This is a genomic window from Vibrio sp. V31_P5A7T61 (genome assembly GCF_009904895.1).
Classification (GTDB): domain Bacteria; phylum Pseudomonadota; class Gammaproteobacteria; order Enterobacterales; family Vibrionaceae; genus Vibrio; species Vibrio metschnikovii.
This window is the reverse complement of record NZ_WXWI01000065.1, coordinates 62264-75116: the sequence shown is the minus strand read 5'-3', so window position 1 is coordinate 75116 and position 12853 is coordinate 62264. Positions and strand designations below refer to the sequence as shown.

Here is a 12853-nt window from a genome sequence, read left to right as displayed (position 1 = left end):
AAATTTATAAATAAAATTTTCTACATTTAAACATAAAATTATGATTGACTTATTTGACTTGAAGTTTAGCTACTTAATTAAATTCTCTCATACTAATGACATTAGCGCTCCTGTCTGTGGTTGTTATTTGACCTGATGTAAACCATTTAATTTAATTGTCATTGACAGTTGATGTCGCTTAAGTAGACTACAGCGCATAAATGTCACCAAGCAAGGCACATTGCTAAGGATTACTCGTGGAAGTACGTCACAACTGGACAAGGGCGGAAGTTACGGCGCTGCTTGATCAACCGTTTATGGATTTGTTATTTACTGCGCAGCAAGTACATCGTCAGTTTCATCCGCATAACCATGTTCAGGTCAGTACCTTATTGTCGATCAAAACCGGTGCTTGTCCGGAAGATTGTAAATATTGTCCACAAAGTGCTCATTATCGGACTGATGTTGATAAAGAGCGACTTATGGAAGTAGAGCGTGTTTTAGACGCGGCGGAAAAAGCCAAGCAATCGGGATCGACGCGATTTTGCATGGGAGCAGCATGGAAAAATCCCAAAGCGCGCGATATGCCATTGTTGAAAGCGATGATTGCTGGTGTCAAAGAAAAAGGGCTAGAAACCTGTATGACGTTAGGCATGCTCAGTGCAGAGCAAGCGTATGAGCTAGCGCAAGCGGGATTAGATTATTACAACCATAATCTTGATACCTCTCCTGAATTTTACGGCAATATTATTACCACGCGAACCTACCAAGACCGTTTAGATACCCTGTCTCATGTCCGTGATTCCGGAATGAAAATTTGTTCTGGCGGGATCATCGGCATGGGAGAAAGTGTTGATGATCGTGCTGGCCTGCTCGTTGAGTTGGCGAACCTACCGACTCAACCTGAAAGTGTGCCGATTAATATGCTGGTTAAAGTTCAAGGAACACCACTCGCGAGTGCAGAAGAGGTTGAGCCTTTTGATTTTATAAGGTTAATTGCGGTTGCACGGATCATGATGCCAAAATCTGCGGTGCGTTTATCCGCAGGGAGAGAGAAGATGAACGAACAGATGCAGGCACTGTGTTTTATGGCTGGTGCCAACTCAATCTTCTATGGTTGCAAATTATTAACTACGCTAAATCCTGCTGAAGACAGTGATCTGCAGCTGTTTAATAAGTTAGGTATTAACCGTCAGCAAGCGATTCAAAAACCGGATCAAGTGACAGAAAACGATCTGCTCGATCAAGTGATTGAACGTGTTGCATCAAGACCAAGTAATACGGATCTGTTTTACGATGCTAGCCTTTGAGCAACGGATTGAGTATGCGCTGAATGAGCGAAACCAACGAGGCTTAACCCGCCAATTGTCAGCAGTTCAAACCACAGATTCAGCGCAATTAGTTCACGCAGGGCGAAAGTATGATCATTTTGCGAGTAATGATTATTTAGGATTAGCGAGAGACCGCTCATTAGTTGAAGCGTGGCAGCAAGGCTTAGCTCACTTTGGTGCTGGCAGCGGCGCTTCACCATTAGTGAGTGGTTTTTCACCCGCGCATCAGCGGCTTGAAGCCTTGCTTTGCGAGTGGTTAGGGTATCCTCGAGCTATTTTATTTAGCTCTGGCTTTAGCGCCAATCAAGCCCTGTTGTTCACCTTGTTAGAGGAGGGGGACCTGCTCTTACAAGATAAGCTTAATCATGCTTCGTTGATTGAAGCTGGCTTATTATCTTCAGCTCAATTACGGCGCTTTCAGCACAATAATCTTGAACACCTTAAGCAATTGTTAACCGCCCATTCATCCCAGCACGCGTTGGTAGTCACTGAGGGGGTATTCAGTATGGATGGTGATAGAGCGCCTTTATCATCAATCCAGCAGCAGGTTGATCAACGAGCATGGCTGATGGTTGATGATGCCCATGGTATTGGTGTTTTGGGGGAGCAAGGGCGAGGAAGCTGCGCGCAAGCAGGAATTCAACCCGATATTTTGGTCGTCACCTTTGGTAAAGCGCTTGGTTTATCGGGAGCAGCAATCTTATGTAGTGAGGCTTTGGGAGATTATTTAACTCAATTTGCTCGTCATCATGTCTATTCAACGGCGATGCCGCCAGCACAAGCTTATGCTCTCTGTCATTCTATCCAAATGGTGCAACAACAATCGTGGCGCAGAGAGAAGTTGCAAGAACTTTCTATGGTCTATGACCAAATGCTTACTGGTGTGCCTGGCTTTGTTTCCACTTCAACTCCCATCAAACCATTTATCCTTGGAAGCAACCAGCGTGTCATCACTATTGCTGACCGACTGCGTGATGGTGGCATTTGGGTGGGTGCAATTCGCCCCCCCACAGTCCCGACCAATCAAGCAAGACTGCGAATTACGTTAACGGCCAATCACACCAATCAACAAGTCACAAAGCTGGCTGACGCTTTAATGATGGCGATGGAGGGGCAATTATGAACCTCGCGGTTGGGGTAGAGCACGCTGAGCAAGGGGCAACGAAAAAAGCCATTGCTCAAGCCTTCAGCAAAGCGGCATCTCGTTACGATCAACATGCGGCTTTTCAACGTGATGTCGGGCAACGGTTATTGGACACTTTGCCCAAACAACTGGTGGATTGGCAGGTACTGGATTTGGGATGTGGTACGGGTTATTTCGCTCAGCAACTGCGATCACGGGGTGCGACCGTCGTCTGTGCGGATCTTTCATCAGCAATGTTGTATCAGGCTAAACAGCGTTGTGGTCATTATCGAATGCATTATGTCCAACTTGACGCTGAAGCTCTCCCTTTCAAAGCTGCGCACTTTGATCTGGTGTTTTCGAGTTTAGCCTTGCAGTGGTGTGAGGATTTAGTCGTTCCGCTGCAAGAAATTCATCGCATTCTCAAACCTCAAGGACAAGCAAGATTTTCCACTTTATTGTTTGGATCATTAACCGAGTTAGCACAAGCGTGGCAGAAGGTTGATGTACATCAACACGTTAAACGCTTTGCGGATGTGAATAAGATAAACCTTGCGTTAGCGCAATCTGACTTTGCGCAATATCACTTAGACTTACCCGCAATAACCGTGTGGTATGAGAGCGCTTATCAATTAATGCGCGATCTGAAAGGTATTGGGGCCACCCATATCCATGGCCGATCTCAAGGGCTAACGGGCCGCCACACTCTTGCTCAGGTAGAGCAGGCCTATCAGCAGTTTGCTGATCAGCAAGGTCTCCTACCTGCAACGTATCAAGTTTGTTTAGGGGTGTTATATCGATGATTAACGCAATATTTATTGCCGGTACGGATACCGATGTGGGTAAGACCGTGGCTTCAAAAGCGATTTTGCAGGCATTGGCCGCTCGTGGTTTTTCTACTATAGGTTATAAACCAGTAGCGGCTGGATGTGAGCAAACGGCAGAAGGGATGCGTAACGGCGATGCTTTACATTTGTTGCAAGCAGCAACCGTCAAAATGCCGTATGAAGATATTAATCCGTATCCGTTAGCCTTGCCGGCTTCGCCTCATATTGCCGCCAAACATGAGCAGGTAAATATAGATACTAGTGTGCTGAGTGAAAAACTCGCGAAGTTACAATCTCATGCTGATGTTGTATTGGTTGAAGGCGCAGGTGGTTGGCGGGTACCAATATCGGATAGTGAGGGTTTATCTCGCTGGGTGCAGCAAGAACAATTAGCAGTGATTTTAGTTGTTGGTATTAAACTGGGTTGTTTAAGCCATGCTTTACTAACGGCAGAAAGCATTCATGCTGATGGATTAAAGATTGTTGGCTGGGTGGCGAATCGAGTCAATCCTGGAACCGAGCACTATGCAGATATTATTCAATTACTAGAACATCGGATTGATGCGCCAAAGTTAGGTGAGATTCCCTACATGCCAAGTATTAAGTGCCGAGATTTGGGTAAGTATATTGATTTATCCCCATTATTGATTGAGCAGAAAGAAACGCTGACTTGTTAGAGAAACAAGGTCTACCGGAATGGTTAGACCTTGTTCATTTGAGTTTGCCCACGACTGAATTCTCATCGATAGGAAAGCCGAATTTAGCGTTTATTTGCAGCTACTTTTTGTCATCGATTGGTCAACCATGGTTTGTCCTCGTGGGTTGCGTACCAAGAAACGATAACTAATACCGACATCAAGATTGGCACGAATATCAGGTGTCGAGCAAAAACGTTGTAAACTGGATTGCATCACTTGATCAATTGGGGTCGCACCTTGTTGGTCGTTGTTATAAATCATCATCATTTCAATCATTATCCCCTTGGCGCTGGCACGCATGATAGTCAAAGGGCCTTGTTCAATCGGGAGTTCAGCGTTTAATACGCTGGCGCGATTAGCGGCAAGCAGTTCTAGGTGTTTTTGTTGATCGGCGGTTGAACTACAGCCAGCCAATAATAGCATCGTCAGTCCTACGCAGGACAATAGTAACTTATTCATAATTAAAACACTTTTTTGAATGGTTTGACGATCACCTGGGCATAAACGCCAGCCGTGACATAAGGGTCGTTGTCAGCCCATTGCTGGGCGGCTTGTAGAGATTCAAATTCAGCAATCACTGTTGAGCCAGTAAATCCAGCGTCACCTGGATTCTCTGCATCAATAGCAGGCATTGGTCCCGCAGTAAGCAAGCGACCTTCATCACGTAATGCTTGTAAGCGTGCTAAATGAGCAGGACGAGCACTAAGGCGTTGTGTTAGAGAATTCGGTACATCCTGAGCAAAGATCACATACCACATATTGATATCCTTATTGGTGTTTAAAAGTAGATTATCTGTCTACCTATAACTTTCGGTTTAGTTAGTATGGTTGATGTTAATGTACTGAAAGTAAAGCGATTTTAAAATGCCTATTAACGATTAATATTATTAATCCTTCGTTATGTGATCAAGCGCCTCTCTGCTTTATCACTCGAGGCCGCCCATATGCATCAATCGCGACATAATTAAACGTAGCTTCACACACTTGAAAGCGATCAAGTACCCCATCTTCCTTGATGGGCTTGACCCACACTTCAAGATTAATCGACATCGAGGTTCGGCCGATTTTGGTGCATTCACCATAACAGCACACCACATCACCGACTTTGACTGGTTTTTTAAAGGTAATACTAGAAACAGAGACAGTAACAATACGTCCGCTGGAAATTTCTTTAGCGAGAATACCACCAGCGAGATCGAGTTGCGACATAATCCAGCCACCAAAGATATCACCATTGGCATTGGTATCGGCTGGCATCGCTAACGTTCTCAATAATAGTTGGCCTTTAGGAGAGTGTGCATCCTGATTCATTTTCTACATCCACAATAAACAAAACAGCGACCCACAAGGGTCGCTGAAAAAGAACTGAGATTATACCCTTAAAATAGGATTAAGCTCAAAAGTGTTATGAGTATCGGGCTGCCTCCCGTTACTGCTCCGTGTCTTTTTGCTCTTTTGGCAGGTGTTTATAGATATAAAATCCGGTCAGTAAAGTATAGATAAACGTTGCGGCAAGTAAGCCAAAAACCTTGAAATTAACCCATACTTCTAACGAGAGCTGAAAGGCAATGTAAGTATTGAGAAGCGCACAGACAGCAAAAAACATCACCCATGCCCAAGTGATTTTGGCCCAAATATCATTCGGTAGTGAAATTTCTTTGCCAAGCATACCTTTAATCGCTGATTTACCCAGTTTATGACTGACAGCAAGTCCGATAGCAAACACCAGATAGACAATGGTCACCTTCCATTTTATAAAGTTATCATTATGTAAGAAGATGGTCATGCCGCCAAAAATAGCCACAAGAGCAAAAGTGATCAGCTGAATCTTTTCGACTTTTTTGACTAAAAAGTAAGTGATCAGCACTTGCAGTGCGGTTGCGGCGATCAGCGCGCCAGTCGCAATATAGATATCGTAAAGCTTAAATAGTACGAAGAAAATAATCAGCGGAATAAAGTCGAGCAGTTGTTTCATTATCAGATGAGGCCCAAAAGGAGACGATGGTGACAGTCTAGCGAAATAATCACTAAATCAAAACAGATAATCGCTCACCGTGGTGTTGGCTTACCCCAATCATATCGTTTATTTATATGATTGGGGATTCACTCCGTTACCGCCTAATTATAATTCCACGTTGTTTGAGTATAGAAGCAACCATGATTATTTAATTCGGCTTTGTTGCAACTCACTTACTCTGGCTTGGCTAGAGACAATGTGTGGCGTTGATACTGGAAGCGCCTTGATTAACATAGAAAACCCCAAGATGGCTGAAGCGGTCGAGCCCATCAAAATACCGATTTTGGCGTAATCGACCATCACACTTTGCTCAGCGGTAAACGCGAGAGTGGAAATGAAAATAGACATAGTAAAACCAATCCCACACAGTACCGCTACCGATAGAATCATGCGTAGGTTGACAGTAGGGGGCAGTTGAGCGACGCCAAGCTTAATCGCTAACCAACTGAATAAGAAGACACCGATAGGTTTACCGACAAATAATCCTAGCGCAATACCGAGCGGTAAGTGAGCATTACTACTGACGATATTAATCGACGAAAACGTGACGCCAGAGTTAGCAAAGGCAAACAGCGGTAAGATTAAAAACGCGACATAAGGGTTCAATAAATGCTCAACCCGTTTCGCCGGGCTCTTTCCTGCTCGGCAAGTCAGTGGAATTAAGAAACCAGCGATAACGCCTGCGAGCGTAGCGTGAATTCCTGAGTGGTAGACGGTAAACCAAAGTACAAGGAATAATACAAAATACAGCGCGAGAGAGGAAAATTGCTTCTTGCCACAAAAGAATAAAAACAAACTGATGGTCAAGACAAACAGCAGCATCATGCCTGAAGGCTCACTGTTATAGAATAGAGCAATAATAAAAATCACGCCTAAGTCATCAATAATGGCCAAAGCCAACAAGAAGACTTTCAATTCAACGGGCACTCGTTTACCGAGTAAGCTTAAAATCGCTAAAGCAAAAGCAATATCTGTCGCCGCTGGAGCTGCCCAGCCATTGATGGCAATCGGATCTTGATAATTAAAAAACAAGAAGATAGCGATAGGGAATAGCATGCCACCTAAGGCAGCCATCGCTGGTAACATGGCTTTTGAGCGACTATTTAACGATCCCTCAATCAACTCACGTTTTACTTCTAAGCCAATCATTAAAAAGAATAAAGCCATTAAGCCATCATTGATCCAATGACTGACGCTGATCCCGAAAACATAGAAGTTTAAAAATTGTTGATAAGAGTGTTGTAGTGGTGAGTTAGCGATGGCAAGTGCGGTGATGGCGGCAAGCAGCAGTAATACACCGCTCGCAGGATCACTGGTGAGAAAATATTTAATCCTTTTATACATTGTCATTCTTCCATTATTATTTTTTTAGTATTGCTATAGCCGATAGTTTCAATCTAGTCGTGTAATGAAACGTTAAGTCTTCTATCAACATTGGTCTTGGGCATTGTCAGAGTAAAAACTCAACATCTGAGCCTATGATAGTTGACTGTAAAAATATTCGTCTCGTTTATATCGATTAAATCTTGTTTAACAATCGGGATTTCCGAATTGGAGCGTAAATTGAAGGGTGAAAAGTGAATACTTGGAGTCAGTTCACATTTGTCACCAGAAGAGGAAGTGAGAGAAAAATAGACTGGGTTTGTAGATAAAAGGAAGCGAAAAAATAGGCGACCATAAGGCCGCCTCAGTGAAACGCTAAGTACTTAGCGGATAATTAGTTATCGCGTTGAGTAGCGTTTTTCATTGCCGAAATAAAAGTTTTCAGTTCATCTAGCATCACTTCGGGTTCGGTAAGATGTTGCTCGATAATTTTTACTACCGCCGAGCCAGAAATCGCTCCAGCAGCGCCAGCCTCAATGGCCTGTTTGACTTGTTCTGGCTCTGAAATGCCAAAACCGAGTAACGCTGGAGGCGCTGAAAATTGGTTAAGGCGATCGAGTAAGGCGTGAACGGGCATATTGGCTTTGGTTTCTGCGCCCGTTACCCCTGAGCGAGATAAAAGGTAGGTATAGCCGCTACCTAGCTCTGCAACCGATTGTAAGGTCTCATCACTGGCGGTAGGTGGCGCAATAAAAATTGGATGAATGGCGTATTTTTTCGCTGCGGTGACAAACTCATCGCTTTCATTGGTCGGAACGTCAGCGATTAACACTGAATCAACGCCCGCTTGTTGGCAGCGTTGATAAAAATTATCGATGCCGCGAGCGTAGACTAAGTTGGCATACATTAATAAACCAATGGGTAAATCAGGATATTGTGCTCGAATGGTGCTGATCAGCTCAAAGCATTGATCGGGTGTGGTGCCGGATGCTAACGCGCGAATATTCGCCCCTTGAATAGTCGGGCCATCCGCCAAGGGATCTGAAAATGGCATACCCAGCTCTAGTGCATCGGCTCCGGCTTCAACCAGGGTTTGCATAATACGTAGCGACTGCTGGGGGTTAGGGTCGCCAATGGTGACAAACGGAACAAAAGCGCCTTGGTTCTGTGCTGCCAAACGTTGGAATAAATGTTGATAACGATCCATTATAGTGCGCCTCGTTCTTCTAATAATTGATGGACGGTGAAGATATCTTTATCACCACGACCAGATAAATTGACGACCAGTAACTGCTCTTTATCGGGCTCGGCATACGCCATTTTTACCGCATAAGCGAGAGCGTGTGAGGATTCCAAAGCCGCGATGATGCCTTCGTTACGCGCGATAGATTGAAACGCCTCTAACGCCTCATCATCGGTAATGCTTTCATATTCTGCGCGGCCAATGGCATTCAGGTGCGCGTGCTGCGGGCCAACGGATGGAAAATCCAACCCAGCAGAAACCGAATAGGACTCTTCGACTTGGCCATACGAGTCTTGCATCAGTGGCGCTTTCATACCAAAAAAGATCCCCGTTTTACCGTGTTTGAGTGGCGCGCCGTGTTGATGGGTATCAATGCCTTTTCCTGCTGGCTCAATACCAATCAAACGTACGTTAGGTTCATCAATAAAATCGGCGAACATACCAATCGCGTTAGAGCCGCCACCGATACAGGCTAATACGGCATCAGGTAAGCGTCCTTCACGAGCCAAAATTTGCAGCTTAGTTTCTTCACCAATGATGCGTTGAAATTCACGCACTATGGTCGGGAAAGGGTGTGGGCCTGCCGCCGTACCGAGTAAATAGTGAGTCGTTTCATAAGTAGCAGACCAATCACGCAGCGCCTCATTACAGGCATCTTTTAAGGTTGCCGAACCAGAATGAACAGGGATAACTTCTGCGCCCATCAGTTTCATACGAAAGACGTTCGGGCTTTGGCGCTCAACGTCCTTAGCGCCCATGTAAACGCGGCACTTCAGTCCAAGTAGCGCGCAAGCGAGCGCGGTGGCTACCCCGTGTTGCCCAGCGCCGGTTTCGGCGATGATTTCATGTTTGCCCATCCGTTTTGCTAGCAAGGCTTGGCCAAGAACTTGGTTGGTTTTGTGCGCGCCGCCGTGCAATAAATCTTCTCGTTTTAGATATAGCTTGGTTTTGGTGCCCTTGGTGAGATTGCGGGTTAGGGTTAGAGCAGTTGGGCGACCGGCATACTCTTGCAACAAGGTCATAAATTCAGCGCGAAAGTCAGGGTCTTCCTGCGCATCAATAAACGCTTGTTCTAACTGATCCAGCGCAGGGACTAAAATTTGTGGCACATATTGACCACCGTATTCGCCAAAATAGGCATTAAGCTTTGCCATGATTCGTATCCTTTGTCTTGTCATTGGTTGCGCATGATCCTCTTGTCATTGGCGTCGTTTGCCACCCTAGTGGGTGGTTTGGACTGTTGGGCATGCGCAAATCGGTGATTAATAATGCCTAATGGCACGAAATGCTGAATTCAGTTTCTGTTGATCTTTTTTACCAGGTTGACTTTCTACTCCTGAATTGAGATCTAATCCCAAACAGCCAAGGCTTGCCGCCTGCTGAGCGTTGTCTGGGTTTATTCCTCCAGCGAGCATCACGTTATTGACCTCATCGAGCAGTTGCCAGTTAAAAGCTTGTCCTGTGCCACCCGATTGAGCGCCGACTTGGCTATCAAACAGATGACGATCAATATGCCGTTGCAGAGTTTTTGGCTTGCTATCACTCACGCCATAGGCTTTCCAGATCTCAATCTCATTGGCTAATTGCATTCTTAATTGATCAACATAAGCTTGGTCTTCATCACCATGCAACTGTACTGCTTTGAGCGATAATTGCTGCGCGATATCGACCACCTCTTGCAGTGAATGATTTTGAAATACCCCCACGTAATGCAGAGGTGCGCCGCTCATGACGAGTCGTGCCTGTGCAATATCCACATAACGTGGTGACTTAGACACAAAAATTAACCCGCCAAATACGGCTCCGGCTTGATAGGCTTTGGCGGCATCATCGGCATGGGTTAAGCCACAGACTTTATTTTCACCGAGGATGATTTTGCGCACCGCCAGTTCAAGATTTTGCTCGGCCATCAGTGAACTGCCGATTAAAAAGCCGCTGGCATAATGGGCCAGATCACGCACTTGTTGATGGTGATAAATGCCCGATTCTGAAATGATGATGGTGCCTTTTGGTAATAAGGGAGCTAACTGTTTAGTGCGATTGAGATCAGTCGAGAGATCGCGCAAGTTACGGTTATTAATACCAATCACCTTGGCTTCTAGGGTGATGGCGCGCTGTAATTCCGCATGGTCACTGACTTCGGTTAATACGCCCATGCCCAGTTGGTGAGCAATCGCGGCTAAGTGTTGATACTGCTGATCATCGAGTACCGATAGCATCAATAAAATCCCATCAGCGCCATAATGACGAGCCAAATACACTTGATAAGCATCAACCATAAAATCTTTACACAGGATTGGCTGACTCACTTGCCCTCGGATCCGTGGCAGAAACTCGACATTGCCTTGGAAATATTTTTCATCGGTTAAAACCGAGATCACATCTGCATATTGATGGTAAACCGAGGCAATATAATCCAAATCAAAATCTTCGCGAATCAATCCCTTTGAAGGTGAGGCTTTTTTACATTCTAAAATAAAGCGCGTTTTCTCTGGACTGAGGGCATCATAAAATGAGCGATCTGATGGTGTCAGTAAAGCTTGAAAACTAGCCAGCGGCTGCTCGGCTTGACGCTGTGCGACCCAGAGGTACTTATCTTGCACGATTTTAGTTAATACTTCGGCCATCTGAGTATCTTGGATTGAAATATGCTCGGAGAGTTGCTCAGACATAGGATTTAACCTCTTTGTGCTAATTGTTGAACCAGTTGAAACGCTTTACCCGAGTTCATCACGTCGATGGCTAACTGGGCGTTGGCTTTCAGATCGTCACGGCCAAATAGGCGTAGCAGCAGAGCGACATTCACCGCAACAGCAGCCAGTTGGGCATCGCTGCCTTTCCCCGTCAAAAGATGGGTAATGATGGCGCGGTTTTCTGCCGGCTCTCCGCCCTGAATAGCAGAGAGAGGGTAAGACTCGAGGCCAAAATCTTTGGGGGTCAAGGTATATTGAATAATCTCACCATGACGAATTTCTGCAACTAAAGTTTCACCATGGATGGCGACTTCATCCAAGCCGCTACCATGCACCACGGCAGCACGTTGCAGCCCCATTTGTAACATGGTTTGGGCGATTGGCAATACTAGCTCAGGACTGTAAACCCCCATCAGTTGAATCGTTGGCCGAGCCGGATTAATCAAAGGTCCTAAGATATTGAAAATGGTGCGTGTTTTCAGGGTTTGACGTACGGGCATCGCATGGCGAACCCCTTGGTGATAGTGGGGAGCGAACAAGAAAGCCACACCTAACTCATCCATGGCTTGACGAGTTTGCTCAGCGCTCATCGCAAGGTTGATACCAAAAGAGTCTAACAGATCAGAAGAGCCTGATTTACTGGAAACGCCACGATTACCGTGCTTGGCGACTTTCACGCCGCATGCCGCGGCGACAAAAGCGGCAGTGGTGGAAATATTAAAGGTGTTTGCACCATCGCCACCGGTGCCGACAATATCCGCAAAGTCGTAGTCTGGACGCGGGAACGGTTCAGCGTTAGCAAGCAAAGCTTGCGCCGCGCCAGCGATTTCATCCGGTGTTTCGCCTTTCATTTTTAAGGCGGTTAATACCGCGGCGATTAAAATGGGGTCAAGATCACCTCGAATGATGACATCAAATAGCTGCTGACTTTCCAGTTGCGAAAGTGACTGCTGGGCATACAGTTTATCGATGATGTGTTGCATAAAATATCCCTATCAATCAGTGTATAAAATTAGGCGGAGCATGGTGGTTGAGCTTATTCGCTCAGTGCCCAATCAATGGCATTGGCAAGCAATGTGGCGCCATAGGTGGTCATGATCGACTCAGGATGAAACTGAAAACCACAAATCTTGTCTTGTTCATGGACAACAGACATCACCAAGCCATCTACTTTTGCCGTAATAGTTAAACAGTCAGGGACTTGTGTGGCGACCAGTGAGTGATAACGCGCAATCGCCATCGGTGAGGGCAACTGGGCATAAATCGCGTGATGCTGATGTTCCATCATTGACACTTTGCCATGTACGATTTCTCCGGCTCCAGCGACGGTGCCGCCATAGGCTTCAACGATGGCCTGATGACCAAGGCATATGCCAATGATCGGCACTTTACCTTTTAAGCGTTGTAGTAGCTCGGGCATACAACCCGCGGCAGATGGCGCACCCGGTCCTGGTGATAAGACCAGCAAAGGATTATCTAGTTGCGTGATGGCGTGTTCAATGGTTTGCGCCGTAATGTGGTTACGATAAATGGTCACTTGATGACCTAAGGTGCGAAATTGATCGACCAAATTGTAGGTAAAGGAGTCAAAGTTATCGACAAACAAAATATTCGCCATG

General features: G+C 45.6%; 14 protein-coding genes. 4 read left to right on the top strand and 10 right to left on the bottom strand.

Going from position 1 to position 12853, the window contains the following annotated elements; all coding sequences use genetic code 11:
- Positions 1-236: 236 nt before the first annotated feature.
- From bioB to bioD, 4 genes are read left to right on the top strand one after another with little or no spacing between them, the layout of a single operon-like run.
- On the top strand, positions 237-1289 hold the full coding sequence (bioB, locus tag CAG58_RS14895; protein ID WP_161426600.1) for a biotin synthase BioB: 1053 nt from the start codon (positions 237-239) through the stop codon (positions 1287-1289).
- A complete protein-coding gene (bioF, locus tag CAG58_RS14890) occupies positions 1276-2433 on the top strand; it encodes an 8-amino-7-oxononanoate synthase (RefSeq protein WP_161426599.1) in 1158 nt (385 codons plus the stop codon). Before bioB ends, bioF begins: the two co-directional genes overlap by 14 nt.
- On the top strand, positions 2430-3236 hold the full coding sequence (bioC, locus tag CAG58_RS14885; RefSeq protein ID WP_161426598.1) for a malonyl-ACP O-methyltransferase BioC: 807 nt from the start codon (positions 2430-2432) through the stop codon (positions 3234-3236). Before bioF ends, bioC begins: the two co-directional genes overlap by 4 nt.
- A complete protein-coding gene (gene bioD, locus CAG58_RS14880) occupies positions 3233-3937 on the top strand; it encodes a dethiobiotin synthase (RefSeq protein WP_161426597.1) in 705 nt (234 codons plus the stop codon). The genes bioC and bioD overlap by 4 nt, the downstream gene beginning before the upstream one ends.
- Positions 3938-4027: 90 nt before the next feature.
- Here the strand turns inward: bioD and CAG58_RS14875 are convergent, their stop codons facing one another.
- The 10 genes from CAG58_RS14875 to CAG58_RS14830 form a co-directional block, all read right to left on the bottom strand.
- Entirely contained in the window at positions 4028-4417 is a 390-nt protein-coding gene (locus tag CAG58_RS14875; RefSeq protein ID WP_161429771.1) for a GspS/AspS pilotin family protein, read from the bottom strand.
- Positions 4418-4419: 2 nt separating this feature from the next.
- On the bottom strand, positions 4420-4716 hold the full coding sequence (locus CAG58_RS14870) for a YciI family protein (RefSeq protein ID WP_154168448.1): 297 nt from the start codon (positions 4714-4716) through the stop codon (positions 4420-4422).
- A gap of 148 nt (positions 4717-4864) precedes the next feature.
- The gene (gene yciA / locus CAG58_RS14865) at positions 4865-5269 is read right to left on the bottom strand and encodes an acyl-CoA thioester hydrolase YciA (RefSeq protein ID WP_161425704.1); all 405 of its coding nucleotides are present in this window, start codon (positions 5267-5269) and stop codon (positions 4865-4867) included.
- A 118-nt stretch (positions 5270-5387) separates the two neighbouring features.
- A complete protein-coding gene (locus tag CAG58_RS14860; protein ID WP_154168446.1) occupies positions 5388-5933 on the bottom strand; it encodes a septation protein A in 546 nt (181 codons plus the stop codon).
- 186 nt (positions 5934-6119) lie between these two features.
- A complete protein-coding gene (gene nhaA, locus CAG58_RS14855) occupies positions 6120-7319 on the bottom strand; it encodes a Na+/H+ antiporter NhaA (protein ID WP_158138307.1) in 1200 nt (399 codons plus the stop codon).
- 373 nt (positions 7320-7692) lie between these two features.
- On the bottom strand, positions 7693-8505 hold the full coding sequence (trpA, locus tag CAG58_RS14850; RefSeq protein ID WP_161426051.1) for a tryptophan synthase subunit alpha: 813 nt from the start codon (positions 8503-8505) through the stop codon (positions 7693-7695).
- A complete protein-coding gene (gene trpB, locus CAG58_RS14845) occupies positions 8505-9695 on the bottom strand; it encodes a tryptophan synthase subunit beta (protein WP_004395467.1) in 1191 nt (396 codons plus the stop codon). Before trpB ends, trpA begins: the two co-directional genes overlap by 1 nt.
- A gap of 108 nt (positions 9696-9803) precedes the next feature.
- Positions 9804-11213, bottom strand: coding sequence for a bifunctional indole-3-glycerol-phosphate synthase TrpC/phosphoribosylanthranilate isomerase TrpF (gene trpCF, locus CAG58_RS14840; RefSeq protein WP_161426052.1), 1410 nt, complete (start codon positions 11211-11213; stop codon positions 9804-9806).
- A gap of 5 nt (positions 11214-11218) precedes the next feature.
- Entirely contained in the window at positions 11219-12217 is a 999-nt protein-coding gene (gene trpD, locus CAG58_RS14835) for an anthranilate phosphoribosyltransferase (protein WP_161426053.1), read from the bottom strand.
- 53 nt (positions 12218-12270) lie between these two features.
- Entirely contained in the window at positions 12271-12852 is a 582-nt protein-coding gene (locus tag CAG58_RS14830; protein WP_161426054.1) for an aminodeoxychorismate/anthranilate synthase component II, read from the bottom strand.
- Position 12853 lies beyond the last annotated feature (1 nt).

Excerpts from the sequence above, each read along its gene's own strand:
- bioF (WP_161426599.1), top strand. The coding sequence starts at position 1,276 with ATGCTAGCCTTTGAGCAACGGATTGAGTATGCGCTGAATGAGCGAAAC.
- bioC (WP_161426598.1), top strand. The coding sequence starts at position 2,430 with ATGAACCTCGCGGTTGGGGTAGAGCACGCTGAGCAAGGGGCAACGAAA.
- bioD (WP_161426597.1), top strand. The coding sequence starts at position 3,233 with ATGATTAACGCAATATTTATTGCCGGTACGGATACCGATGTGGGTAAG.
- CAG58_RS14875 (WP_161429771.1), bottom strand. The coding sequence starts at position 4,417 with ATGAATAAGTTACTATTGTCCTGCGTAGGACTGACGATGCTATTATTG.
- CAG58_RS14870 (WP_154168448.1), bottom strand. The coding sequence starts at position 4,716 with ATGTGGTATGTGATCTTTGCTCAGGATGTACCGAATTCTCTAACACAA.
- yciA (WP_161425704.1), bottom strand. The coding sequence starts at position 5,269 with ATGAATCAGGATGCACACTCTCCTAAAGGCCAACTATTATTGAGAACG.
- CAG58_RS14860 (WP_154168446.1), bottom strand. The coding sequence starts at position 5,933 with ATGAAACAACTGCTCGACTTTATTCCGCTGATTATTTTCTTCGTACTA.
- nhaA (WP_158138307.1), bottom strand. The coding sequence starts at position 7,319 with ATGTATAAAAGGATTAAATATTTTCTCACCAGTGATCCTGCGAGCGGT.
- trpA (WP_161426051.1), bottom strand. The coding sequence starts at position 8,505 with ATGGATCGTTATCAACATTTATTCCAACGTTTGGCAGCACAGAACCAA.
- trpB (WP_004395467.1), bottom strand. The coding sequence starts at position 9,695 with ATGGCAAAGCTTAATGCCTATTTTGGCGAATACGGTGGTCAATATGTG.
- trpCF (WP_161426052.1), bottom strand. The coding sequence starts at position 11,213 with ATGTCTGAGCAACTCTCCGAGCATATTTCAATCCAAGATACTCAGATG.
- trpD (WP_161426053.1), bottom strand. The coding sequence starts at position 12,217 with ATGCAACACATCATCGATAAACTGTATGCCCAGCAGTCACTTTCGCAA.
- CAG58_RS14830 (WP_161426054.1), bottom strand. The coding sequence starts at position 12,852 with ATGGCGAATATTTTGTTTGTCGATAACTTTGACTCCTTTACCTACAAT.